The sequence below is a fragment of the Amnibacterium flavum genome, assembly GCF_003097495.1.
GTDB classification, from domain to species: domain Bacteria; phylum Actinomycetota; class Actinomycetes; order Actinomycetales; family Microbacteriaceae; genus Naasia; species Naasia flava.
The window spans coordinates 1-24,112 of sequence record NZ_QEOP01000002.1; the positions used below are offsets into that span (position 1 = coordinate 1).

Sequence of the window (24,112 nt, forward strand, 5' to 3'; positions counted from 1 at the left end):
CGTGTGGAGCCCGGGTAGAGGCGCGTGGCCTGGTCGAACGTGACTGATGCCATGGTTCTTTTCTCCTTCACCGGCAGGTACGTGCCGGACGATCCGTAGTGAAACGAGTGCGGGTAGGTCAGCTGCGAGTGCGCAGCGAGAACCTGAAGGTGTCGCCGTCGATGAGTGCGTCGAGCTCCTTGTCGGTCAGCTCGGGAGCGGCAGCCGGGTCGAGGAACACGCGCGATCCGTCGCGCTCGACGACCTGGTCGCCTTCGTTCGGGGCTGGTGCGATCGCGAGTCCGAGCCCCTTCGCGTCGTCGGGTTTCGTTCCGATCCGCAGGCCTGCGTCGTTCTCGAGCTCGATCTGATTGACGAGGCCTTTGATGATCGTGGCGGCGTTCTCTGAGATGGTCAGCACGGGCTGCTCCCTTCGTTCGGTGCATCTGATGGAAAATGAGCCATTCCCAGCATTGCACTTTTGCAATAGTTGCATCCAGACATATATAGGCGATTCGCAGGTTGCAGATGGTCGTGCCACGCGACTGTTGCAAACCGGCAACGAATCGCGGCGCGCTGGATTCGAGCGCGCCGACCCGTGCCACACTGCAACCGTGAGACTCGTTCCGACGAGTCGGTGGATACGAAGCGGAGCGACATGATCACTCCTCATGGAGAGCCTGACGAAGACCCTGTCGAGTCGACCCTTCGAGCGTCTCGGGCGCTGCTCGGTGTCGTCGCGAGGTCCTCGATCGATGCGTTGACGCGCGTATCCGTCTCCGAGTTGCGTCTTCTGGTGCTTCTCACGAGTCGGGGGCCGTCGAGTCCGAGCGAACTCGCGGCGAGGATGGGAGAGGGACCGGCCTCCGTCGACCCGTTGCTGTCCTCGCTCGCCAGTCGGGCGTTCGTGGCGTTCGTGTCAGGGGCGGACCCGGCTTCGCCCTCCCTTCAGATCACCTCGCGGGGGCGAGAGATCGTCGACGAGGTCACGGAGCGACGACGCTCGGAACTCGCGACGATCCTGGCGAGACTGTCTCACGTCCAGCGACGCGAGCTGGGGGAGGCTCTGAGTGCGTTCGCCGATGCGGCCGACGAGGCATCTTCCGAGGAACTTCTGATCCTGGGTCTATAGCCCCAGCGTCAGCAGGTCGCGCGATGGAGCTTCGCCCGCTGCTCGGGCGAAGACTCCGAGCGCCTGGGAGATGCCGCGCTGCTCGTCCGGTGAGAGCCGTCCGAGAATCTCCGCGATCTCACGGCGTCGGAGGTCGGTCACGTGCTCGACCAGCGCCCTGCCCTTCGCAGTGACCTCGATGAGAACTTCGCGCCGGCTGTCCGTGCTGTTCGTCCGGTCCACCCACCCGTGACTGACCATCCGGTCGATGGTCCTGGAGAAGGTGGACGGGTTCGAATTCATGCGGTCGGCGAGAGCCCCGATCCGGAGTCTGCCGACGGTCGACAGCACGACGAGCACTCGGAACTGCGGCAGGGTGACATCGTGGAGGACGTCGGCGATGGATCGGGCGACCACGCCGAGCAGGGCGCGGGAGGTCATCAGCGTCGCCTCGACAGCGTCGGGGTCAGCTCGGTACTCGCCCACTCCAGCTCCTTCTCGTCTGCGACAGCGGCCCACGATCGCAATATTTGCAAGCGTACAAGCAAGGAATGTGGTCGGCGCCGTGCGCAATCAGGCATCGACGCCGCTGCGGCGGGTCGAAGTCAGGGGAGAGCAGACCCATCACCGCGAGAGCTCTTCCCGATGACGCTCAAAGTGCCGTTCGGCTCCAACACCACTGCAGCCACGAGGCTCACGTCTCCGAATCCGCCGCTGCGCACAGCTTGCATCACCTGCGACTCGGTGACCCGGTTCTCGCGGATCGCATGCTCGAGCACTCGTCCCTCGGAGACCAGCACGGCAGGTTTCGAGGTGATGGCACCCCGGACAGCTCCCCATTTCGTCGACAGCCATGCCACCAGAAACTGCAGCCCGCCGAGAAGCGAGAGGGCAACCACTCCCTCCGCCCACGAGACATCCGCGCTGAGGAGGATCGTTGCCAGGGTCGATCCGAGCGCGACGGTGACGACGAAGTCGAACGCATTCATATGACTCAAGGTCCGTTTGCCGCTGACTCGAAGGGCAGCGATGAGGAACGCGTAAGCAGCAGATCCGACGAGGAGCACGCGGCCCACCTCGGACCAGGTATCGAACCACATGGTTTGCCCCTTGCTGATCGTCGCGGGTCCGGACGGATGAGAATGGCCGCTCGCGATTCCCCGACTCTATGCGCAGAGCCTGACCCTCGAAGAGGCGCTTCCGTCAGAGGCGTCGTTTCAGTCGATGCCAGGCATCGAGGAGTTTGCGTCGTGTTCTCGGAACGAGAGTGTCGCTCCGATCCGGTATCTCCTCGCCGTTCCGCAGAAGCGTGCCGTTTCGTACGTCCACAGCTGCCGTACGACTCGACGTGTCACTCGCCGTCGTGTCGCGAGCCGGGAGCAGGAGACGAGATTCGGAGCGCATGCCCGCCTGGAGCTGCCGACCGCGCTCGAGCTCCGTGTTGAACTCGGCGCCGAGCAGCAGGGCGAGATTGATCAGGAAGATCCAGATCAGGAAGACGATGACACCCCCGAGAGCGCCGAACGTCTGGTTGTAGCTGGCGAAGTTGGCGACGTAGAAGGCGAAACCGGCCGATGCTCCACCGAGCAGGAGCAGCGCGACGAGGGCGCCGAGGCTGAGCCACCGGAATCGAGGCTGCCGGACGTTGGGCGTCGCGGCGTAGAGGAGGGCGATGATCAGAAGTGCAGCGGCGGCCAGGACAGGCCACTTGACGACGTCCCAGACCGCGAGCGGTGTGCCCTCGATACCCATCAGCCGACCGAGCGTGCGCGCGACCGGTCCCGACAGGGTGACTATCGCGGCGATCACCAGCACCAGACCGGCGATGATGACCGTCAGGAGAAGCTGGAGGGGTTTGCGCTTCCAATACGGTCGCCCCTCGTCCACCTCGTAGATCCGGTTCATCGCTCGGCTGAACGCGCTCACGTACCCCGAAGCCGACCACAGTCCCGTCAGGACCCCGATGGCGAGTGCGAGGCTCGCACTCGACGTGGTAGCGATGTCGTCCAACGGCTGCCTCAGCACCTCAACGACGGGTCCCGGGGCAACCTCGTCGAGAAGAGAGAGAAGGCGGTTCACGATCGCCTCCCCATCGGCGATGACTCCGAGGAGGGATACGATTGCGAGTGCCGCGGGGAAGATCGACAGTACCGCGAAGAACGTCAGCGCTCCGGCTGCATCGAGGGCACCATTCCGTACGAAGCCGTGCAGGCTGCGCCGGGCCAGGTATTTCCAGGTCCGGCCTTGTATCTGCGTCGGCCACGACGCCTTCGTGGGGTCGTCGGGTTCGAGCTGCGGTTCTTCGGGCACCTTCGAATCGCCTCCGGGTACGAAGAATTGAGCGGACCGTTCACTGCGATGCGTGCACAACGACGATAGTTCCCGTCGAGGCGCTCCGCCTCCGAGTGGGTGGCGTCGGTCCGAACCGAGAGGCGTGAACGTGCGAGCGACGATGACGAAGAGCCGAGGCTGGATCGCGCGGGTATCCGAGTCGATCGAGTCCAGGTTGTGGCCGCTTCCCGTGGCGTCGATCGTGGTGGCAGTGCTTCTGGGGATCTACGTCCCGCGCCTCGATCTCGCGATCGATGAGGTGCTCCCTCCAGGAGTCGATTCGATCGTCTTCAACGGGGGAGCGGAGACGGCGCGATCCGTACTGTCCTCCATCGCGGGATCGCTCATCACAGCTACCTCCCTGACGTTCTCGCTCACTGTCGTTGCCCTTCAACTCGCAAGCAGCCAGGCGTCGCCGCGAGTCCTCCGCCTGTTCTCGCGGGACAGACAGGTTCACGCGACTCTCGCGGTGTTCCTCGGCACCTTCGCCTATGCCATCACCGTTCTGCGCTCCGTACGCGACTCGACCGACGAGATCCCCGAGTTCGCACCCCGAATCGCCGTGACAGGCGGGTTCGTGCTCACCCTGGTGAGCGTCGTGGTGCTCGTCTTCTTCCTTGCGCACCTCGCAGCTCAGCTGCGGGTCGAGACCATCATGAAGGAGATCCATGCCGAGACCGACCGCACGATAGATCTCGTCGGCGACGGCAATGCCGCAGCGAACGCCTACTCGCACCCGATCGAGGTACCCGCCTCGAAGCACGTCGTGACTGCCGAGTCATCGGGATTCCTGACGAGTTGCGATCGCGGCGGACTGGTGAAGCTCGCGTCGTCGCATGGGATCGTGATCGAGGAGACGAAACGCGTCGGCGAGAGCGTCGTCGCGGGCGCACCGCAGGCCTACTGGTGGCCACGCGATGGGCGACGCCCGACTGATCCCGCGGAGATCGCGCGAGAGATACGAAAAGCCTTCGTCGTCGGCTACGAGAGAACCGCGGCGCAGGATATCGACTACGGCCTTCAGCAGATCCTGGACATCGGCGTCCGTGCCCTCTCGGCGGGCATCAACGATCCGACCACGGCCGTCAACGCTTTGGGACACCTCAGTGCCCTGGTGTCGCGAGCAGTCGAAGTGCCTCAGCTGCCCGCCGGCCTCGCCGACGGCGATGACGAGCTCGCGGTGGTGACGATCGATCGACCTCCCGCCAGGATCGTGGAGGAATCGCTGACTCCCATGCGGCATTACGGCGGAAGCAGCCCCGCGGTCGTCGTCCGATTTCTCCAGCTCATCTCCGACCTGCACTACACCTGCCCGGGGGCGGCGATCAGCGGCGCACTGATCCAACAGCTGATCGCGCTGGAGACGCAGCTTCGCGGCGATAGCACCGATCCCGCTCTCATGGCTGTGCTCATCGAACAAACGGCACGACTGAGAGATCGAATCGAGCAGAGCTAGGGGAGGACGAGGTGCCCGACGCCTCGAAGCGCCCCAAGCCGTTCCCTACCGCTCGACGTTTGCATTCTCGGCCGCTCCTGAGGCTGGTGCCGGTCGTCTGGCTTCGGGCTGGAGACGGAACTTCCGACAGCCCGTGGTGGCCGAGTGGGCTCAGCGCGCCAGGAACTGGATCAGGACCCGGTTCCACTCGTGCGAGTGACTCACGTTGACACCGTGGGGCCCTCCGGCCACGAGGTAGAGCTCGCTGTTCGGGATCGCCGCGTGCGTGCGAGCACCCGAGCCCTCGAACGGAACCGTCGCGTCGCTGTCGCCGTGGAGCACGAGCGTCGGCACCGTGACCTTCTCGAGGTCCTCTCGGAAGTCGGTCGACCCGAAGCTCGTCATGGTCGCGAGCGCGGCCTCCTTGCTGGCCAGCTCGGTGAGCGCGAGGGCCTCCTGACGCTGCTCCTCGGTCACGACGACCTTGTCGTCCGCCGAGAAGAACTGCGTCACGAAGTCGTCGAAGAACTTCTCGCGGTTGGCGGTCAATCCCGCCGCCATCTGGGCGGCCTGACCCGCTGACAGCGGGCCATCGGGGTTGCCCGGTGTGGTCAGCAGGTACGGCGGGACCGCCGAGGCGAAGACGACGCTGTGGATGAGCTCCGATCCGTGCTTCGCGAGGTAGCGTGCGACCTCGCCGCCGCCCATCGAGAAGCCGACCAGAGTCACGTCGGTGAGCGCGAGCCCGTCGATCACTGCTGCGAGGTCGTCGGCGAGTGTGTCGTAGCCGTACCCGGTGAGCGGCTTGTCGCTGCGCCCGAATCCGCGGCGGTCGTAGGTGATCGCCCGGTAGCCCGCCGTCACGAGGGCGGGGACCGCGTCCTTGAACGCTTCTCCCGAGAGGGGCCAGCCGTGGATCAGGACGACCGGTCGACCCGAGCCGCCGGTGTCGTCGACGTGGAGGTTGGTGTCCTTGAAGAGCCCGTGGTGGGCGGTGATCTCAGTCATCGGTCGATGACTCCTTCCGTGGGCATCGATGCCCGTCGCTTGTCCATTCGGTACGGGGGAACCTACGGATTGCGGCTGACCGGTCAGTGCGGAACGCCTGGGTGCGAAGGGTGAGCGAGCAGTGAGATCGTCGGCCTGTCACGGGGCATGCGATGTCGGAGGTACCTGGTTTCCTGGGGTCATGGACGAGGAGTTCGAGCAGGAGAGCGAGGGACTGATCGCCTCCGACGACTCGGCTCCCGAGCCCGTCCCCGGTGTCGACGAGCCCGGCCCGTTCCCGATGATGCGCCAGCTGGCGCGCATGCTCGAAGACAACGAGCGCTCGACGGCCGGGTTCGCAGCCAATCGTCTGCGACTCGTCGACGCGATGCGCGGGCAGTGGGAGGCCGGCATGGGCGGGTCGATCACCGATCCCGGCGATTTGCAGAGCCGTGCCCTCCGCGCCGAGGTGGCCGCGGTTCTGGGCATCGCCGAGCGCACCGCCGAATCGCTGCTCGGGGTCGCCCGCATCCTCGTCCACGACCTGCCGTCCACCCTTCGCCGCCTGTCAGCCGGCCGCTTCTCCGAACGGCACGCCCGGATCCTCGCCGACAACATCGGCGGACTCGCTCCCGATCAGGTCGAGGAACTCGAGCGACGCGCTCTCCCGCACGCCGAGCGGCTCACGGCCGTGAAGTTCGATCGCAAGGTCCGGGTGCTCCGCGAGATGATCAGCCCCAGCGACATGACCGAACGTCACCGCAAGGCCATCCTCGACGCCGACGTCAGAGTCGAACCCGCCCGCGATGGAATGGCCTACATCAGCGGGTACGTTCCCGCCCCCGAGGCCTACGCGATCGACGACTACCTCGACCAGGTCGCCGGCAGTCTCAAGGTCGAAGGCGAGACCCGCACCCATCGCCAGCTGCGCGCGGCGGTCTTCATCGACATGCTGCTCGACGACGGAGCAGGGCTCCCTCCCGCTGAGGGCGAGACCGAGCTGCGGTCATCGGCCAAGCGGGTCCGGGGCGTCGTGCCTCATGTGAACGTGACGGTGCCCGCACTCACCGCGGCGGGACTCGATGGCGGCGTCGCGACCCTCGACGGCTACGGTCCGATAGATCCCGAGACGGCCCGCCGTCTGGTCGGCGCCTCATCGGGCTTCTACCGGGTGCTCACCCACCCCGAGACGGGTGTGACGCTCTCATTCGGACGCGACAAGTACGTCGTCCCCGCCGAACTCCGTCGCTACCTTCAGCAGCGCGACGGCACCTGCCGGTTCGTGGGATGCAACCGGGCCGCCAGGAAATGCGACATCGATCACACGGTCGACTGGCAGTGGCTCGGCTGCACCGACGCCTGCAATCTCTCGCACCTCTGTCCGGGGCATCACCGCCTGAAACACGGCACCGCCTGGAATGTCGCGGGTGACGCCGGCGGCAGCGGAACCCTGACCTGGACCTCCCCGCTCGGCTTCCGGTACGTCACCGAACCCCAGAACGGCCCGCCGGGGTCCGTGCCTGTGTCGTCGGGCGAGCCGGCGACGAGAGTCGGATCAGGTGCCGTGGCGCAGACGGAGTGGCTGTCCGACGACCCACCGTTCTGACCGCCATCGAGGCGTGCCCGTCGAGGGCGCTTGGTCAGACAGGTGTGCTGAGGAACTCCATTGCACGTTCGCGGAACGCCCGCGCGGTCGGGGCGTTGAAGTGATTGCGTCCCGGGATCGAGAAGAACTCGCCTCGAGGGGTCGCCTCCGCGAGCGCCTTCGACGCCTCGAGGATCTTGTCGTCGCTTCCCGTCGCGAACAGGAGCGGTTGGCGCGGCGCGTTGTCCGGGTCGGGCTGAGGACTTCCGCGCATTCCCTCGACGAGCGCCACCAGGGCCGACAGATCGTTCCCGTCGAACCCACTCGCCATCGTCAGGTACGCGGCGGTCAGCCGATCCTCGACGGGTCTGCCGTCGGCGATGAAGCTCTTCGCCTCGTCGACCCGGAACCGGGTGAGGGGGTCGCCGTCGGGGATGCCGCCGAAAACACCGCGCACCACCAGATGCGGCAGATCGATCGCGGCATGCCAGCCCACCCGTGCACCCAGTGAATAGCCCACGTAGGTGACCTCGTCGAGGAGGTAGGTGTCGAGCACCGCCTGCACGTCGTCGACCAGAGCGCCCATCGTGTACGCGGCCGGATCGTGCGGCTTGTCGCTGTTGCCGTGGCCGCGCTGATCGAAGGAGATCACGCGGTATCCCGCCCGACCGAGCTCGCGGACCCAGCCCGTCACGACCCAGTTGCTGTACGCGTTCGAGGCGAAACCGTGCACGGCGAGGACGACGGGGAGATCGCTCGAACCGCCGTGGTCGTAGGTCGCGATCCGCAGCCCGTCGGAGGTCATGACACCGACAGCGGGCGGACGCGGGGGCAAGGGGAGCATCAGACCGAACCGTACCGCACGCGGAGCCGGTCGGCACGGCGGTCGCTACGCTATCCGGGGGCGTCGCGACGGCGCACCGCCACACGAAACAGGGAGCAGCGCGTGACCGATCCCCGCCTGGCCGTCATCGTCCTCGCAGCAGGTCAGGGAACGCGAATGAAGTCCGCGACCCCCAAACTGCTGCACGAACTCGCGGGAGCGCCGATCGTCAGCCATGTTCTGGCCACGGCGAAGGCCCTCGATGCGGCCCACGTCCTCACCGTTGTGCGGCACGAGCGCGACCGACTCGTCGAACTCATCTCCGTCGAACTGCCCGAGGCGATCGTCGTCGATCAGGACGAGCAGGCCGGCACCGGCCGCGCCGTGGAACTCGCGGTCGCCGCCCTTCCCGACGATTTCGACGGCGACGTGCTCGTGCTCAACGGCGACGTCCCGCTCCTCGACGCCGCAACCCTCGAGGCTCTGCTCACCACCCACCGCGCCGGCGATGCCGACGCGACGCTCCTCACCTCCGAACCCGCCGACCCGACCGGGTACGGCCGCGTGCTCCGTGCGGTCGACGGCAGCATCGAGCGCATCGTCGAGCAGAAGGATGCGACCGCCGCCGAGCTCGCCACCCGCGAGGTCAACGCCGGTGTCTACCTGTTCGGCGTCGAATCGCTCCGCGACCACCTCGCGAGCCTCTCCACCGAGAACGCGCAGGGTGAGAAGTACCTCACCGACCTCGTCGCCGCGCTCCGAGCCGCGGGATCTTCCGTCACCGCTCTTCCCGTCGGCGACGCCTGGATCGTCGAGGGCATCAACGATCGCGCCCAGCTGTCCGCCGCTGCGGCACGCCTCAACGCGCTGATCGTGCGCGGCTGGCAGCTCGCCGGCGTCACGATCCAGGATCCGGCAACGACCTGGATCGACCTCACGGTGACCCTCGCCCCCGATGTCACCGTGCTTCCCGGCACCCAGCTGAAGGGCGCGACCATCGTGGCGACGGGAGCGACGATCGGACCCGACACGACCCTCGTCGACTGCGAGATCGGCGAGCGTGCGACGGTGAAGCGCACCGACGCGACTCTCGCCGTCATCGGAGACGATGCCACGGTCGGCCCGTTCTCCTACCTGCGGCCGGGCACCATCCTCCACGCCGACGGCAAGATCGGAACCTTCGTCGAGACGAAGAACGCCGTCATCGGTCGCGGTTCGAAGGTGCCCCACCTGTCCTACATCGGCGACACCGAGGTGGGGGAGGGTTCCAACATCGGGGCGGGCACGATCGTCGCGAACTACGACGGCGTGAACAAGCACCGCACCCAGGTCGGCTCGCAGGTGCGCACCGGGTCGCACAACGTGTTCGTGGCCCCCGTTAGAATTGGCGACGGAGCCTACAGCGGTGCGGGCACGGTCATCCGCAAGAACGTACCGGCTGGGGCACTGGCCGTGAACGTGGCCCCACAACGGAATATCGAGGGTTGGGTCGCCGCCAATCGGCCTGGTACCGAAGCCGCGCGAGCCGCGGAAGAGAGCGGGAACAGTTGACGGGCATCAGGACAACCGGGGAGAAGCGGCTCGTCATCGTGAGTGGGCGCGCCCACCCGCAGCTGGCGCGAGACATCGCCGCTGAACTCGACACCGCAGTCGTCCCCACCGACGCCCGCACCTTCGCCAACGGCGAGCTGTACGCCCGCTACGACGAGAGCGTGCGCGGCTGCGACGCGTTCGTGATCCAGTCGCACACGGCCCCGATCAACGAGTGGCTCATGGAGCAGCTCATCATGGTCGACGCCCTCAAGCGCGCCTCGGCCAAGCGGATCACCGTCGTCTCCCCGTTCTACCCGTACGGTCGCCAGGACAAGAAGGGCCGTGGACGCGAGCCCATCTCCGCCCGTCTCGTCGCTGACCTGTACAAGGCCGCCGGTGCCGACCGCATCATGTCGGTCGACCTTCACGCCGCTCAGATACAGGGCTTCTTCGACGGCCCCCTCGACCACCTGTTCGCGATGCCGGTCCTCCTCGAGTACATCGCGAAGACCGTCGACCGCGACAAGCTGACGGTCGTCTCGCCCGACATGGGCCGCGTCCGCGTCGCCGACATCTGGAGCGACAAGCTCGGTGCGCCGCTCGCGATCATCCACAAGCGCCGCGACCCCAAGGTGCCGAACCAGGTCTCGGTGCACGAGATCGTCGGTGACGTCTCGGGGCGGGTGTGCCTCCTCGTCGACGATCTCATCGACACGGGCCGCACCATCCAGCACGCCGCTGTCGCACTCAAGGCGGCGGGCGCCATCGGCGTCGTCGTCGCCGCCACCCACGCGGTCTTCTCGGATCCTGCCGTCGAGCTGCTCCAGGCTCCCGAGATCGACTCGGTCATCGTCACCGACACCCTGCCGCTGCCCGAGGACAAGAGGTGGGACAAGCTCGTCGTCCTGCCGATCGCACCCCTGATCGCCCGCGCGATCAAGGAGGTCTTCGGAGACGGCTCCGTCACCTCCATGTTCGACGGGGCGGCGTAGCCGAACCGTCGAACCGGACGGGCACCTCGACGGGGCGGCGAAGCTGAACCGTCGAACCGGGCGGGCACCTCGACGGGGCGGCGTAGCCGAACCGATTCGGCGCTCTACTTCGTGGCGCGGCGTCCCAGGGATGCGAGGGCGGTGACGGCGAGAACACCCGCGGTCGTCGCGAACGCGGCCGCTGCCGTGTAGGCGGCGGGACGGTTGCGGATCGCCCACATCTGGACCGACGTCGACTTCGCCTTGTCGTCGAACGCCCCGCGGGCTCCCTGATCGCCGGGGGTGGGCTCGTAGAGGTTGTCGGCGAGCATCGGCTCCGTCACATCGGGTGCCTGCTGCCCGGAGTATCCGGTGCGCGCCAGGTAGACGTCGAGGATGCGGGATCCGAACCGATTCCCGATGATCGTCAGGACGGTGGAGGAGCCGACCCAGACGCGGCGTCGGGGCTTCTCCGCCGTGTCGACGACGATCGCGGCGCAGATCTCGGGTTGGAAGATCGGCTCGACCGGCTGCGGGTGGTCGGGCAGCTGCGAGCGCACCCAGTTGAACTGCACGGTGTTCATGGCGGGCATGTCGACCTGCGAGACGGTGACCTTCGACTTGTTGTGCAGCAGCTCGGTGACGATGCTCTCGGTGAAGCCGGTGATCGCATTCTTCGCTGAGCAGTAGGCGGCCTGCAGGGGGATGCCGCGGTGGGCGAGCGCGGATCCGACCTGCACCACGGTGCCGCGGTCACGCGCGGTCATCCGGGCGAGGGCGGCACGGGTGCCGTTCACGAAGCCGAAGAAGTTGACCTGCATGGCGCGTTCGAAGTCGGCCGGGTCGGTGTTCAGGAACTCACCGAAGACCCCGACCATGGCGTTGTTGATCCAGGCGTCGATCGGGCCGAGTTCCGCCTCGACCCGTGCGGCGGCAGCATCCACGGCGGCGGAGTCGGCGACGTCGGTCGGGACGGCGAGCGCGCGTCGGCCGCGCGACTGGACGTCGCTGACCGCTCCGGCGAGGCCGTCTTCCCCGCGGGCGAGGATGGCGACATCCCAGCCCCGGTCGGCGAGTTCGCGCACGATGGCACGGCCGAGTCCTGCTGATCCACCGGTGACTACTGCAACTCGTTGTGCGCTCATCTGGCGAACGCTATCCGCGAGGGCCTGGGAGCATGCCCGGCGGTCAGCGATCTCCGAGCCCCCGCCCACCGACCCCAGGGCTGCGACCCCGCCCCGCCCATTGAGCGCAGCGAAATGAAGGGGCTCGCTTCGTCGGGCTCAGCGGGCGGGGGAGAGGCCCGCTCATTGACCTCGTCGAAATGAAGGGGCTCGCTTCGTCGGGCTCAGCGGGCGGGGGAGAGGCCCGCTCATTGAGCTCGTCGAAATGAAGGGGCTCGCTTCGCTGCGCTCAGCGGGCGCGGGGCCGGCCCGCCCAGTGAGCGCAGCGAAATGAAGGGCTCACTTCGCTGCGCCCAGCGGGTGGGGCGTGCGCTCAGTGGGAGGCGACGGCCTCGATCTCGGAGCGGTCGCCGCTCCACAGGGTGTGGAAGGTGCCGTCGCGGTCGACGCGCTTGTAGGTGTGCGCCCCGAAGAAGTCGCGCTGACCCTGGATGAGCGCGGCCGGAAGCCGGTCGGCGCGCAGCCCGTCGTAGTACGCGAGCGACGACGAGAACGCGGGGCTGGGGATCCCGCCCTGCGCGGCGGCGATGACGACGCGACGCCATGCCTCCTGAGTGCCCTCGAGCGCCTCGCGGAAGTACGGCGCGGTCAGCAGCGCGACCAGGCCGGGGTTCTCGTCGTACGCCTCGGTGATGCGGTTGAGGAACTGGGCGCGGATGATGCAGCCGCCGCGCCAGATCTTCGCGATGTCGCCCTTCTTGATGTCCCAGCCGTACTGCTCAGCGCCGGCGACGATCTCGTCGAAGCCCTGCGAGTAGGCGATGATCTTCGACGCGTACAGGGCACGGCGCACATCCTCGACGAAGCCGTCGGGGTCGTTCACGGTCCACGCCTCGGACGGGCCGGGCAGGTCGCTCGAGGCGGCGCGCTGGGCGGGCTTCGACGACAGCGAGCGGGCGAAGACGGCCTCGGCGATGCCCGACACGGGGATGCCGAGGTCGAGGGCGGTCTGCACGGTCCAGGCTCCGGTGCCCTTGGCGCCGGCCTGGTCGAGGATGACGTCGACGAGGGGGTTGCCGGTCTCGGCGTCGACCTGGCGGAGGACCTCGGCGGTGATCTCGATGAGGTAGCTCTCGAGCTCGCCCTTGTTCCACTCGGCGAAGATGTCGGCGATCTCGGCCGGCGACTTGTTCGTGCCGCGGCGGATGAGGTCGTACGCCTCGGCGATGAGCTGCATGTCGGCGTATTCGATGCCGTTGTGGATCATCTTCACGAAGTGGCCGGCGCCGTCGGTGCCGACGTGGGTCACGCAGGGCTCGCCCTCCGCGACGGCGGCGATCGACTTGAGGATCGGGCCGAGCGTCTCCCACGCCTCGGCGGAACCGCCGGGCATGATCGACGGCCCGTTGAGCGCGCCCTCCTCGCCGCCCGAGATGCCGGCGCCGACGAAGTTGATGCCGGTCTCGCGGACCGCCTTCTCGCGACGGATGGTGTCGGTGAAGAGCGCGTTGCCGCCGTCGACGATGATGTCGCCGGGCTCGAACACCTTCGTGAGCTCGTCGATCACGGCGTCGGTGCCCCGGCCCGCCTGGACCATGATGATCGCGGTGCGCGGGGTCGTCAGCGACTCCGCGAACTCGGCGTAGGTGGTGGCCGGGATGAAGCCGGCCTCGGGGTGCTCGCTCGTGAGGGTCTCTGTCTTCTCGTAGGAGCGGTTGAAGACCGCCACCGTGTTGCCCTCGCGGCTGGCGAGGTTGCGGGCGAGGTTCGAGCCCATCACCGCCAGACCCACAACACCGATGTTCGCTTTGGTCGTCGTCTCAGCCACGCGTTCCGTCCTTCTTCGGGGAATGTCCTCATCCAGGCTAGTGCGCGTGGACGCGGCTGGAAGCGGACGGAATTAGGCTCTTCTGCATGCCCTCACGCCCGATCGTCGTCATGGGAGTCTCCGGCAGTGGCAAGTCGACGATCGGGGCGCTGCTGGCCGAACGCCTCGATGACGACTTCGTCGACGCCGACGACCTCCACCCCGCCGCCAACAAGGCGAAGATGACGGCGGGCATCCCGCTCGACGACGCCGACCGGCTGCCCTGGCTGCGAGCGGTCGGCAAGACCATCGCGACCGATCGCGATCTCGACCGGGGGATCGTGGTCGCCTGCTCGTCGCTGAAGCGCGCGTACCGCGACATCATCCGCGACGCGGTGCCGACCGTGCTGTTCGTCTACCTCGACGGGACTCCCGAACTGCTCGCCCGGCGCATGGGCGCCCGCACCGGCCACTTCATGCCGACCGCGCTGCTCACGTCGCAGCTCGCCATCCTCGAACCGCTCGAGGCCGACGAGGTGGGGGTGACGGTCGACGTCGATCAGTCTCCGGAGGCGATCGTCGACAGCGCGCTCGCGTCGATCGGTGCCATCGACTAAGATTGCCCACTGAACTTCGGCGAGGGATGCTCCGGCATCCGTTATCGACGCGGTGGACGGCTTCGGCTTCCTCACGCGCAGGTGTGCGATCACACCGCCGTTCGAGTTGAACACCTACTGGGCCGTCCGCTAGCGGCCTCGGATGCGGGGCAGGCCCCGCGGGAGAAGAGAATCAGCATGGCTGAGAACGAACAGAACAAGTTGACCGTCGACGTGCGCACCAGCTTCGGCAAGGGTGCCGCCCGCAAGATCCGTGCCCTGGGCAAGATCCCGGCCGTGATCTACGGCCACGGTACCGAGCCGCAGCACGTGACCCTGCCCGGTCACGAGACCGCGCTGATCATCCGCCGCGCCAACGCGCTCATCGAGCTCGACATCGAGGGCAAGGACCAGACCGTCCTCGTCAAGGACGTCCAGCGCGACCCGGTGCGTCAGATCATCGAGCACATGGACCTCGTCATCATCCGCCGCGGCGAGAAGGTCCAGGTCGAGATCCCCGTGCACGTGGAGGGCGAGTCCGCTCCCGGCACCGTCGCGAACCTCGACACCACGACCCTGCTGCTCGAGGTCCCGGCCGTCAGCATCCCGCAGAACATCGTCGTCAGCATCGAGGGCCTCGAGGACGGCGCGCAGGTCACGGCCGGCGACATCACGCTGCCCGAGGGCGCTGTGCTGGTCAGCGAGCCCGACCTGCTGATCCTCGCGATCTACACGCCTCAGGAGGAGAGCGACGACACCGACACCGAGGCGACCGACGCCCCGGCCGAGGAGTCGAGCGACTCCGACGAGTAGTCGTCAGTCCATCGAACGGCCGTCGTCCCTCAGGGGACGGCGGCCGTTCGTGCTTTCGCAGGCCTTTCGGGCATGCTGGTGTGACGGTCCGCGGAACGCGGACGCCGGAAGGGGATCAGCGTGGCGGGCGAGGCATGGCTTGTTGTCGGTCTCGGCAACCCCGGACCGGGCTATGCCGGCAACCGGCACAATGTCGGCCAGATGGTGCTCGACGTGCTCGCGCACCGCATCGGCGCCCGCTTCGGCACCCACAAGACCAACTCGACGGTGGCGGAGGGACGAGCGGTTCCCGGGGGGCCGCGCTACGTGCTCGCCAAGCCGAACTCGTTCATGAACCTGTCCGGCGGGCCGACGGCGTCGCTGCTCGCCTATTACGACCTCGACGTCGCCAACCTGATCGTGGTGCACGATGAGCTCGACATCCCGTTCGACAGCATCAAGCTGAAGCGCGGGGGAGGGCACGGCGGTCACAACGGCATCCGCGACATCGCCTCTGCTTCGGGCAGCGGCGACTTCACCCGGGTCCGTGTCGGCATCGGGCGTCCTCCGGGGCGGATGTCGGCGGCGGACTTCGTGCTGCGCGACTTCTCCGGTTCCGAGCGCGACGTGCTGCCCAACCTCCTCGAGGATGCCGCCGACGCGGTCGAGCTGGTGGTCGGCAGCGGACTCGAGGCGGCCCAGCTGCGCTTCCACACCGCGGCCACCGACTGACGGTCCGCGGTCAGACGGCGAACCGGGCGCCGACGAGTCGCTCGGACTCCTCCCACAGCCGGCGGGCCGAGCCCATGTCGGCGAGCGGGCGCCACAGCTCCACCGCAGCCGGCGCGCCGCCGACCTGCCGGCGGGGGCCGAAGAACTGGTCTCCTCGCGAGTCGGCGCCGGTCGCCGCGAGCAGCGCCGGCAGCGCTGCGGTCTCGGGCGTGCCGACGATTCCGACCCGGGACAGCAGGCGGATGAGGCGGACCTCGATCGTGTCTCTGCTTCGACCCATTCCCGGTTGGGCGGCGAGAAGGTTGGTCGGTGAGACGCCGGGATGCGAGAGGTTGCTGCTGATGCCCCAGTCGCCTGCCCTGCTGCGGGCGTCGAGCTCACGGGCGAAGAGCCCGACGGCGAGCTTCGACTGGGAGTAGGCCTTCATCACGTTGTAGCTGCGCTCCCCGTTGAGATCGTCCCAGTCGATGGCCGCGCTGCGGGCGGCGATGCTCGTCTGATGGGTGACCCGGGCCCGCCCCGCCTTCAGCAGGGGCAGGAGGCCGAGCGTGAGAGCGAAGTGGCCGAGGTGGTTCGTGCCGAATTGCAGCTCGAAGCCGTCGGCGGTGAGCTGGCGGCTGGGCGGCGTCATCACCCCCGCGTTGTTGATGAGGATGTCGATCGGTCGACCGTCGGAGATCAGTTCGTCGACGAGGGCGGTCACCGAGTCCAGAGAGGCGAGATCGAGCGATCGCACGGCGATGTTCACCCCCGGAGCGGCGTTCCGGATCCGCTCGGCCGCCCGGGCCCCCTTCTCCGCGGAGCGCGCGGGCAGGATGATGTCGGCGCCGGCCCGGGCGAGCCGGGTCGCGATCACCTGGCCGATGCCGTCGCTGGCTCCGGTGACCACGGCGAGTCTGCCGGTCTGGTCGGGGATGGGGATGTCGATGCGGGCCATGGGGTTCTCCTGATGTCGCGTGGGCCGGTGGTGCTACCCATGTTCGGCAATTCGGAGAACCTCATTCAGGGCCTGGCGATCCACTGCTCGACGAGTCACCGCTGAGCGAGCCGACTCAGGGCAGCCGGCCCCGTGCCAAGCGGGCGGAGGGCAGCGCAGGCTCAGGGCAGGGCCTGGGTGCCGATGACGGAGAGGAGCTGCAGCTTCTCGTAGCTCTCGCTTCCGGGGACCGCGGTGTAGACGAGCAACCGGTGCGACTGCTCCGGGTCGAGGAGCGTCTGACACTCCAGTTCGACCAGGCCGACCTCGGGGTGCGCGAAGCGCTTGATCTCGGTGGGCTGGATGCCGGCCTCGTGGGCTGCCCAGAGCGTCCGGAACTCAGCGCTCGTCGCCTCGAGCAGTTCGGCGAACCGGGCGGCTCGGGAGCCGGGGCCGCGGAGCGTCACGACTTCGCGCAGGCCCGCCACGTACACGCGCGAGAGCTGAACGGCGTCGTCAGGCGGGTAGGGCGTCCTCGCCGCCGGATCCGTGAACCAGCGGTAGCCGAGACTGCGGGCGGGTCCGGTCCGCTCGGAGGCATCGCCGAAGAGCGCGGCGGCGAGCGGTGTCTGCCGCAGCGTCTCGCCGAGCTCGGTGATGATCTCGGCAGGGGTGTCCTGCAGGCGATCGAGGATCCGCAGGAGTCCCGGTCCGACGTAGTCGCTGTCGGCCCCGCGCGGCGGCGGATTGTGACCGGCCAGACGGAACACGTGATCGCGCTCGCCGAGCGACAGATGCAGACCCTGAGCGATCGACGCGATCATCTGCTCCGACGGCTGCGGGCCGGTCCCGCGCTCGAGCCGTGCGTAGTAATCGGTCGACATGTGGCAGAGCACCGCGACCTCCTCGCGGCGCAGACCGAGCGTCCTGCGGCGCTGGCCCCGCGACATGCCGACGTCCTCCGGCTGCAGCGACTCCCGGCGGTGCCGCAGGAACGTCGCCAGTCCTTCGCGATCGATCACTGTCGTCTCCTCGTCCGGCGCCTGCGGCGCCCCCATCCGTTCGTACCGTGTCGCCGGGATGCGTGCCATGACTTCCCGATCCACCCCTCCGCCCGCGGGCGGCCCGCGGCAGCCGCCTCGGGACACGAGGGGTCGCGCTCGCGTGGCGTGAGAGCGCGCTCCACCGAAGCTATAGCCTTCACTCTGGTCCACTGCCGGGCCGGGAACTGGCCGATGGAGGTGGGTGAGTGCCCTCGCAGCGAGAGCGGACCTCGTCGCATCGATCAGCCCACCGCATCGGTCGCGGTCTGCCCGGGATCCTTCCCGTCTCGTTGGCCACGACTCTCCGCCGGACCCGCTCGTCCTGGCCCCTGCTGGTCGTGCTGACCTCGATCACGACGATCGGCTGCGCCATCGTCGTCTCGCTCGGACTCCTCGCGAGCTCGACCGAGCAGGCCGGGGTGCGCGACGCCCTCGACACGGTTCCCGAGGCCCGGACCTCGCTCCAGGTGCGCGCGAGCGTTCCGTTCGAGGGGCTGGCGGCCAGTCATGAGGCGATCGACGGTGTCGTGGCGGAGATCCTCGGGCCCCGCATCAGCGCCGCCTCGACCACCTACGCCCTCTCGGGCTTCATCGAGGTGCCCTCCCGGGGCCCGCTGCTGACGCTCGGATACTTCGGCGAACTCGACACCGTCGACCAGCACGCGACGCTCGTCGCCGGCGAGTGGCCGGCCGAGCTCGCCGAGGAGCGCAACCCGGCCGATCCGGTCCCCGTCGCGATGCCGCAGGCGGCGGCCGGTTCGCTCGGATTGGGAGTCGGCGACACTCTGGTCCTCGATCCGCCCGGAGATCCGCTCACCGTGCAGGTCTCCGGGATCTACACGGTCGACGATCAGGCCGACGACTACTGGACGGTCGATCCGCTCCGCGGTCAGGGCGACGTGCCCGACTTCCCGAAGCCCGACTCCCGCGAGTACATCCCGACCCACGCGTTCGGGCCGCTCGTGCTCCCTCCGCGCGGGATGGACGCGGCATCCCTCGACGCCGACTTCCTCGACCTCACCTACACCCCCGACTTCTCCGGGCTCCGGGTCGACGACCTGGGGCCCCTGGAGACCCGACTCGACGATCTCGACACCGCCCTCTTCCGTGACGCCGGAGCCACGGCGTCGGCGATCTATCAGACGACCCAGCTCCCCGAGACCGTGCGGCTCGTCTCGACGGGACTCGTGGTCACCCGGTCGACCGTGGCCATCGCGAGCCTCCTGGTGCTCCTCGCCTCGCTCGCGGCGATCTGGCAGGCCTCCCGCATCTACGCCGAAGCGCGAGCGGGGGAGCGTGCACTCCTGCGGTCGCGCGGTGCCTCCGCCGCTCAGCTGGTGGGGCTCGCGGCGATCGAGACAGCGCTCATCGCGGTCGCCACCGCCGTCCTCGGTCCGCTTCTCGCCGTGGCCGTCATCGACCTGCTCGCCACCCGGCCCGCGCTGTCGAGTGCGGCGTCGACCGGGATCCTCGACCTGCCCGCCGCGGCATGGATCACCGCGGCGGCGCTGGGCGCAGCCTTCGGGCTCGTGCTCCTCGCCCCTCTGATCCGCCCACCCCTCAGCTTCGCCGACGCGGAACGAGCCGCGGCCCGCCCGCGACTCGTCTCGGGCGTCGCGCGATCGGGACTCGACCTCGCGGTGGTGGCCCTCGCGGGCATCGCCTACTGGCAGCTCCTCAGCCACCAGAGCTCCGCGGTCACCGAGGCGCTGCCATCGGTGGATCCCGTGCTCGCTGCCGCGCCGTCGGTCGTGCTGCTCGGGGCAGCGCTCCTCTGCGTGAGGCTCGTGCCCCTCTTCGCCCGGGCATTCGATGGTGCGGTCCCCCAAACCCGCGGGCCCGTGCTGGCGCTCGTGCTGTGGGAGGTGGGCCGACGTGCTCGCCGGGCGACGGCGGCGGTGCTCCTCCTCAGCCTGTGCCTCGGCGTCGCGACCTTCGCCTCCGCCTTCCTGGCGACCTGGACGCAGTCGCAACGCGATCAGGCCGCCGTCGCCGTCGGTGCTCCGGCTCGGGTCGACCTCGATGCCGCGCAGAGCTCACCCGTCGCAGCCGACTTCTCGCCGACCCTCCGCCGCCTCGGCTCCGTCTCGATCGACGACGGCGGGACCTCGACCTCGGTGCAGCTGCTCGGGCTCGACCCCGCCGCCCGCGCCCTCCTGACGACCGGACGCCAGGGCGAGGTGGGAGGCGCCCGGATCGCCGACCGACTGGCCGCGGAGAACGGCGAGCCCGCGTACGGGCCCCTGCCGGCCGGGTCGCGCGGCCTGACCATGACCGTGGCCCTCGGCGACCCCGCTGCGCCGCTGCCCGACGCGAGCGCCGACGTGTCAGCCGTGCTGGTCGATTCGCGCGGCTATCTCCGCACGGTGCCCATGGGCGCGGTGACAGCGGATGGCACGTCGCGCCGACTGGCCGCCGACCTCGGCGGGGATCCTTCGTCGCAGACCTCGTTGGCGGGCATCCGGTTCAGTCTCACGGTGGGCGAGGAGGCGTCGCCCGATGAGTCGCAGGGCGGTGCCGGGGTGATCGTCAGCGAGATATCGGCTCTCGACACCGCGCCCTCGACGGGGGAGACTCCGACCGCGTCGACCCCGATCACCTTCGACGACTCGACCTGGTCGACCGTGCTGTCGCCCTACGCCTCGGTCTCGGTCGCCCGCGACGACACCCCGCCGGCGGGATCGAGCTTCGCTCTGTTCCTGAAGCTCCCGGCGGCCGGGTCGTACGGTGCGGACACGGTCTCCTTCGTCGCCTGGGCACCGGTCAGCACGGTGCAGGCGGTCCTGCCCACGAGCCTCTCCCGGTCTCTGCGTACGGTCGATGACTCGACCCTTCAGCTCATCCTCGACAACGTTCCTGTCACCCTGCAGCTGCACGGAACCGTCGACGCGGTCCCGGGTGCGGCGAGCGCGGCGGAGGTCAGAGCGGGGGAGAGCGGCGCGTCGGCGCCCGATGCCTCCGTGCCGACCGCCGTCGTCGATCTGACCGAGGTCTCCCGTGCCCTGATCCAGGCAGGGGACACCGGTGTGCTCGCCGACGAGTGGTGGGTCGATCTGCCGCCCGGCGCGGGGGTCGACTACGTGGACTCGCTGGCGGCAGCGGCGACCGAGGACTCGCCCGTCGCGGCCGTGAGCATCGACACCCTCGCCGAGGCGCTTCTGCAGGCGCCCCTCCGGGCGGGGACGCCGGCCGCGCTCTGGCTCACCATCCTGGCGGCCGGTCTTCTCGCCGCCGTCGGATTCGCGATCCACACGGCGTCGTCCCTGCGCGCTCGCCGCCTCGAACTGGCGCAGCTGCGCGCGATCGGACTGACCGGGCGTCAGCTGCTCGGTGCTGTGGCTCTCGAGTCCGCCGTGCTCGTCGTGCTGGGGGTCGTCATCGGCGTCGGCGTCGGAGTGCTCCTCGCCGCAGGACTCGGTCCGCTCGTATCGGTCTCGGCGGGCGGGGTCGCGCCGGTCCCGTCGGTGATCATCGTCACCCCGTGGCCCGAGATCGCGCTCCTCACGGGCGCGGTGGTTGTCGTCGTGGCCGCCGCCATCGCGATCGCGACGGCGCTCCAGCGTGCGGTGAGTCCGGCCGCGCTCCTCCGGGGAGGCGGGTCATGAGGCCGAGACGCCGCCGTCGCCCGTCGCCGTTGAGTGCTCTCGCGTCATCGGGGCTGCTGATGCGACGACGGCTGCGCCGTGACCTGCTCCTGGCCGTCTGCTACGCCGCGCTCCTCGGCTTCGTGACGTTCGTCGCGGCTGCCACCCCCGCACTCATCAGGACGACTCTCGACGAGGGAGCGCAGGAGGCGGTCGCCGACGCGGGGTACGACGCCGATCTGCTGGTGTCCGTGCCGACCGGCCTGTCCGACGGCGTGACGCGGACCGTGGAACCCGTCGTCGTCGATCAGGTCGCCGACGGCATCGTCCCGCGGCTCCCTCCCGCCCTGCAGGCCAGCCAGGACGGTGCAACCGCCACCGTGCTCACTCCCACGATCGATGTCGCGGTCGACGGGGCGACCAGTCCGGACAACGCGATCGACATCCAGGTGGGTATGGCCACGGGGACCCGACTCGATGACATCGTGCTCACCGAAGGCCGGCTGCCGTCGAACCCGGAGAGCGCGACGGGCCCCGTCGAGGTGATGATCGGCTCCGAGGCGGCGAGCGCTGCGGGCATCGAGGTCGGCTCGGTGCTCGAGGTCCCCGCGGGCGAGCAGCTGAAGGGCGGGCCCACGAGTTTCGTCGTCACCGGGCTCGCCGACCTCGTCGACGAGGCGCAGGCGTCGACGCGCCAGTGGATCGACCTGCCGACCCTGTGGACGCCGGTCGAGCGTCTGCGCTCGGGACGGATCGTCGGTCTCGGTGTCACGGTGCTCACCGACCCCGAGGGCGAGCGCCGGGCCGAGCAGCTGATCGACGATTCGGTCGACGCCGTCGTCCGCGTCGGCTTCGACCCCGAGAGTTTCAGCGAGGCACGTCTGTACGAGGTGCTCGACGAGATCGAGGCTCTGACCGTCAACTCGTCATCGCTCGCCGGGGACAGCACCGCCCAGATCTCGGCGCGCTCCTCGCTGGCGAATGCGGTATCCGGCTATCCGGCTGCGGCGGCGGGTGCGCTCGCCCAGCTGACGACTGCTGCGGAAGGCGTCGGGGGCGTGGGGGCCGTGACCCTCTTCCTCACCGCCCGCCTGCTCGTGCTCCGCCGCGAGCGGGACGTCGCCTGGGAACGCGCCCGCGGTGCCTCTCTCCTCTCCGTCGCCCTGACCTCGTTCGTCGAGTCCCTGCTGCTCGCCGCCGTCGGCGTGGCGGCGGGGGCAGCGCTGCTGCTGGCCCTCGGTGCGTCGAGCGATCTCATGAGTCTGGCCGTCGTCCTGCTCGTCGGAGTGGCGGCGCCGGTGCTCCAGACCGTCATCGGCGCCTCTGCGGTGTGGCGCGCTCCCCGCGGAAAGGTCGCGCAGGCAGGGCGGGACGCGCGCCGTCGCGCTCGCCGTCTCGTGGCCGAGGCGCTCGTCGTGGTCGTCACCGTGGCGGCGGGGGCGGCTCTGTTCTCCCGCGGGTTCGGTCGGTCCGCGGGAGGGACGCCCGACCTGCTGATCGGAGCGCTCCCGCTGCTGGTCGCGCTGACGGCGTCGCTCCTGATCCTGCGTCTCCAGCTGCCCGCGGTCCGCTTCCTCGCGGCCCTCGCCCGGAGGTCGAAGGGGGCGGCCGGCATCGTCGCCGCCTCGCAGGCCGAGGCTTCGCGGCCCGCCCTGCCGCTCATGGCGCTCACCGTCGCATTCGCTCTGGCGATCGGGGGAGCGACCCTGGTGCAGACGATCGATGCCGGTGAGGTCGACGCCTCCTGGCAGCGCGTGGGTGCCGACGCCCGCGTCGACGGCAGCATCACCGACGACGAGATCGCCTCGGCTCGCGCCGCCGACGGCGTGACCGCGGCCGGGGCCGCCGCGAGCCTGCCCGGCACCCCGCTCGAGGGCGGCAGCGGCACCACCATCGCCACGGTCCTGGCGATCGATCCGGGCTACTGCGATGTCCTGTCCCGACTTCCGCGGTCGGCTCACGGAACCGCGGCCGATCTGTGCGGGAAGCTCGCGTCCGGCGGATCCGATGACGCGGTCCCCGTGATGGCCGACGAGGTGCTCGCGGAGCGGCTCACCGCGGAGACCCTCGAACTGAGCGTCGAGGACCAGGTCGTGCCGATCCGGATCGTCGGCACCACCAGCGCCGGGCCGAACGGTTACGACAAGGGTCCCTTCCTGTTCGTCGACAGGACGGCGCTCGCCGAGGCCTCAGGCGTGAACCTCACCGTCGACACCCTGCTCCTGATGGGAGACGGTGCTGACGCGGCGGGAGAGGCGACCGCCGGCAGCAGCGGGTCCACCCTGACCAGCCGCACGGCCTGGCTGGCGGACCAGCGCACCAGCGCCCTCCCGTCCGGCGTCGTGGGCGGCTTCGTCACGTCGGTCGGAGCGCTGCTCGTACTCGGCATGATCGCCCTCGCGACCGCGACCATCGCGGGCGGGCAGGCTCGGTCGCGCACGCTGTCGCTGCTGCGCACCCTGGGCCTGCCCCGCCGGACCGGGTGGCTGCTCGTGGCCGTGGAGACCGTGCCGCTGCTCGTCGCCTCGCTTCTCGGCGGGATCGCCGCGTCGATCGTGGCGGTGCTGCTGATCGCGCCCCGCCTCGGGCTCGGCGCCCTGACGGGCGGGACCGGCGACCCGCCGATCGCCTCGACCCTCCCCGCGACGATCGCGGCCATCGGCGCGGCGGTGATCGTGCTCCTGGTCACGACCGTCGCCGAACGGATCGCGTATCGACGCGAACGCCTCAGTGAGACACTTCGAGTAGGAGATCCACGATGAC

At 69.2% G+C, this 24,112-nt stretch carries 20 protein-coding genes; 10 read left to right on the forward strand and 10 right to left on the reverse strand.

Annotated features, from left to right (window positions below; all coding sequences use genetic code 11):
• Positions 1-118: 118 nt before the first annotated feature.
• On the reverse strand, positions 119-400 hold the full coding sequence (locus DDQ50_RS17240; RefSeq protein ID WP_116756179.1) for a HesB/IscA family protein: 282 nt from the start codon (positions 398-400) through the stop codon (positions 119-121).
• A gap of 237 nt (positions 401-637) precedes the next feature.
• On the opposite strand from DDQ50_RS17240, the gene DDQ50_RS07605 reads away from it, so the two are divergent.
• Positions 638-1,111, forward strand: a complete 474-nt coding sequence (locus DDQ50_RS07605; protein WP_116756180.1) for a MarR family winged helix-turn-helix transcriptional regulator — start codon at positions 638-640, stop codon at positions 1,109-1,111.
• Here DDQ50_RS07605 and DDQ50_RS07610 read toward each other — a convergent pair.
• The 3 genes from DDQ50_RS07610 to DDQ50_RS07620 all read right to left on the reverse strand — a co-directional run bounded on the left by DDQ50_RS07610 (position 1,106) and on the right by DDQ50_RS07620 (position 3,400).
• Positions 1,106-1,576 carry a MarR family transcriptional regulator gene (locus DDQ50_RS07610; RefSeq protein WP_116756181.1) on the reverse strand — a complete coding sequence of 157 codons (471 nt, stop codon included), beginning with the start codon at positions 1,574-1,576 and terminating at the stop codon, positions 1,106-1,108. The genes DDQ50_RS07605 and DDQ50_RS07610 overlap by 6 nt on opposite strands.
• A gap of 119 nt (positions 1,577-1,695) precedes the next feature.
• Entirely contained in the window at positions 1,696-2,190 is a 495-nt protein-coding gene (locus DDQ50_RS07615; RefSeq protein WP_116756182.1) for a DUF421 domain-containing protein, read from the reverse strand.
• Between the two features lie 103 nt (positions 2,191-2,293).
• Positions 2,294-3,400 carry a YihY/virulence factor BrkB family protein gene (locus tag DDQ50_RS07620; RefSeq protein WP_165829743.1) on the reverse strand — a complete coding sequence of 369 codons (1,107 nt, stop codon included), beginning with the start codon at positions 3,398-3,400 and terminating at the stop codon, positions 2,294-2,296.
• A gap of 142 nt (positions 3,401-3,542) precedes the next feature.
• Between DDQ50_RS07620 and DDQ50_RS07625 the strand changes: the two genes are divergently transcribed.
• Complete coding sequence (locus tag DDQ50_RS07625; RefSeq protein WP_133245937.1) at positions 3,543-4,877, forward strand: DUF2254 domain-containing protein; 1,335 nt, start codon at positions 3,543-3,545, stop codon at positions 4,875-4,877.
• Between the two features lie 150 nt (positions 4,878-5,027).
• Here DDQ50_RS07625 and DDQ50_RS07630 read toward each other — a convergent pair whose 3' ends face one another.
• A complete protein-coding gene (locus tag DDQ50_RS07630; RefSeq protein WP_116756185.1) occupies positions 5,028-5,864 on the reverse strand; it encodes an alpha/beta fold hydrolase in 837 nt (278 codons plus the stop codon).
• A 181-nt stretch (positions 5,865-6,045) separates the two neighbouring features.
• On the opposite strand from DDQ50_RS07630, the gene DDQ50_RS07635 reads away from it, so the two are divergent.
• Positions 6,046-7,449 carry an HNH endonuclease signature motif containing protein gene (locus DDQ50_RS07635; protein ID WP_116756186.1) on the forward strand — a complete coding sequence of 468 codons (1,404 nt, stop codon included), beginning with the start codon at positions 6,046-6,048 and terminating at the stop codon, positions 7,447-7,449.
• 34 nt (positions 7,450-7,483) lie between these two features.
• Here DDQ50_RS07635 and DDQ50_RS07640 read toward each other — a convergent pair whose 3' ends face one another.
• On the reverse strand, positions 7,484-8,272 hold the full coding sequence (locus DDQ50_RS07640; RefSeq protein ID WP_116756187.1) for an alpha/beta fold hydrolase: 789 nt from the start codon (positions 8,270-8,272) through the stop codon (positions 7,484-7,486).
• 102 nt (positions 8,273-8,374) lie between these two features.
• Between DDQ50_RS07640 and glmU the strand changes: the two genes are divergently transcribed.
• Both glmU and DDQ50_RS07650 read left to right on the forward strand, forming a co-directional pair.
• Positions 8,375-9,802 (forward strand): bifunctional UDP-N-acetylglucosamine diphosphorylase/glucosamine-1-phosphate N-acetyltransferase GlmU, encoded by a 1,428-nt coding sequence (gene glmU, locus DDQ50_RS07645; RefSeq protein WP_116756188.1) that lies wholly within the window; start codon positions 8,375-8,377, stop codon positions 9,800-9,802.
• Positions 9,799-10,776: a ribose-phosphate diphosphokinase gene (locus tag DDQ50_RS07650; protein ID WP_116756189.1), complete on the forward strand. Its 978-nt coding sequence runs from the start codon at positions 9,799-9,801 to the stop codon at positions 10,774-10,776. The genes glmU and DDQ50_RS07650 overlap by 4 nt, the downstream gene beginning before the upstream one ends.
• A 104-nt stretch (positions 10,777-10,880) precedes the next feature.
• Here the strand turns inward: DDQ50_RS07650 and DDQ50_RS07655 are convergent, their stop codons facing one another.
• Both DDQ50_RS07655 and gndA read right to left on the reverse strand, forming a co-directional pair.
• On the reverse strand, positions 10,881-11,900 hold the full coding sequence (locus DDQ50_RS07655; protein ID WP_116756190.1) for an SDR family oxidoreductase: 1,020 nt from the start codon (positions 11,898-11,900) through the stop codon (positions 10,881-10,883).
• Positions 11,901-12,252: 352 nt separating this feature from the next.
• On the reverse strand, positions 12,253-13,707 hold the full coding sequence (gene gndA / locus DDQ50_RS07660) for an NADP-dependent phosphogluconate dehydrogenase (RefSeq protein ID WP_116756191.1): 1,455 nt from the start codon (positions 13,705-13,707) through the stop codon (positions 12,253-12,255).
• A gap of 86 nt (positions 13,708-13,793) precedes the next feature.
• On the opposite strand from gndA, the gene DDQ50_RS07665 reads away from it, so the two are divergent.
• The 3 genes from DDQ50_RS07665 to pth all read left to right on the forward strand — a co-directional run bounded on the left by DDQ50_RS07665 (position 13,794) and on the right by pth (position 15,806).
• The gene (locus DDQ50_RS07665) at positions 13,794-14,303 is read left to right on the forward strand and encodes a gluconokinase (protein ID WP_116756192.1); all 510 of its coding nucleotides are present in this window, start codon (positions 13,794-13,796) and stop codon (positions 14,301-14,303) included.
• A 177-nt stretch (positions 14,304-14,480) separates the two neighbouring features.
• Positions 14,481-15,095, forward strand: coding sequence for a 50S ribosomal protein L25/general stress protein Ctc (locus DDQ50_RS07670; protein WP_116756193.1), 615 nt, complete (start codon positions 14,481-14,483; stop codon positions 15,093-15,095).
• Between the two features lie 120 nt (positions 15,096-15,215).
• On the forward strand, positions 15,216-15,806 hold the full coding sequence (gene pth, locus DDQ50_RS07675) for an aminoacyl-tRNA hydrolase (RefSeq protein ID WP_116756194.1): 591 nt from the start codon (positions 15,216-15,218) through the stop codon (positions 15,804-15,806).
• 10 nt (positions 15,807-15,816) lie between these two features.
• On the opposite strand, the gene DDQ50_RS07680 is transcribed toward pth, so the two are convergent.
• Positions 15,817-16,743, reverse strand: coding sequence for an SDR family oxidoreductase (locus DDQ50_RS07680; RefSeq protein ID WP_116756195.1), 927 nt, complete (start codon positions 16,741-16,743; stop codon positions 15,817-15,819).
• 161 nt (positions 16,744-16,904) lie between these two features.
• Positions 16,905-17,744, reverse strand: coding sequence for a helix-turn-helix transcriptional regulator (locus DDQ50_RS07685; protein WP_116757341.1), 840 nt, complete (start codon positions 17,742-17,744; stop codon positions 16,905-16,907).
• 227 nt (positions 17,745-17,971) lie between these two features.
• Between DDQ50_RS07685 and DDQ50_RS07690 the strand changes: the two genes are divergently transcribed.
• Both DDQ50_RS07690 and DDQ50_RS07695 read left to right on the forward strand, forming a co-directional pair.
• Positions 17,972-21,370: an FtsX-like permease family protein gene (locus tag DDQ50_RS07690; protein WP_116756196.1), complete on the forward strand. Its 3,399-nt coding sequence runs from the start codon at positions 17,972-17,974 to the stop codon at positions 21,368-21,370.
• The gene (locus tag DDQ50_RS07695) at positions 21,367-24,111 is read left to right on the forward strand and encodes an FtsX-like permease family protein (RefSeq protein WP_133245938.1); all 2,745 of its coding nucleotides are present in this window, start codon (positions 21,367-21,369) and stop codon (positions 24,109-24,111) included. The genes DDQ50_RS07690 and DDQ50_RS07695 overlap by 4 nt, the downstream gene beginning before the upstream one ends.
• Position 24,112 lies beyond the last annotated feature (1 nt).

Bases quoted from the DNA above. Each gene is read 5' to 3' on its own strand.
- DDQ50_RS07605 (WP_116756180.1), top strand. From the start codon at position 638: ATGATCACTCCTCATGGAGAGCCTGACGAAGACCCTGTCGAGTCGACC.
- DDQ50_RS07615 (WP_116756182.1), bottom strand. From the start codon at position 2,190: ATGTGGTTCGATACCTGGTCCGAGGTGGGCCGCGTGCTCCTCGTCGGA.
- DDQ50_RS07625 (WP_133245937.1), top strand. From the start codon at position 3,543: ATGACGAAGAGCCGAGGCTGGATCGCGCGGGTATCCGAGTCGATCGAG.
- DDQ50_RS07630 (WP_116756185.1), bottom strand. From the start codon at position 5,864: ATGACTGAGATCACCGCCCACCACGGGCTCTTCAAGGACACCAACCTC.
- DDQ50_RS07635 (WP_116756186.1), top strand. From the start codon at position 6,046: ATGGACGAGGAGTTCGAGCAGGAGAGCGAGGGACTGATCGCCTCCGAC.
- DDQ50_RS07640 (WP_116756187.1), bottom strand. From the start codon at position 8,272: ATGCTCCCCTTGCCCCCGCGTCCGCCCGCTGTCGGTGTCATGACCTCC.
- DDQ50_RS07655 (WP_116756190.1), bottom strand. From the start codon at position 11,900: ATGAGCGCACAACGAGTTGCAGTAGTCACCGGTGGATCAGCAGGACTC.
- DDQ50_RS07665 (WP_116756192.1), top strand. From the start codon at position 13,794: ATGCCCTCACGCCCGATCGTCGTCATGGGAGTCTCCGGCAGTGGCAAG.
- DDQ50_RS07670 (WP_116756193.1), top strand. From the start codon at position 14,481: ATGGCTGAGAACGAACAGAACAAGTTGACCGTCGACGTGCGCACCAGC.
- DDQ50_RS07680 (WP_116756195.1), bottom strand. From the start codon at position 16,743: ATGGCCCGCATCGACATCCCCATCCCCGACCAGACCGGCAGACTCGCC.
- DDQ50_RS07695 (WP_133245938.1), top strand. From the start codon at position 21,367: ATGAGGCCGAGACGCCGCCGTCGCCCGTCGCCGTTGAGTGCTCTCGCG.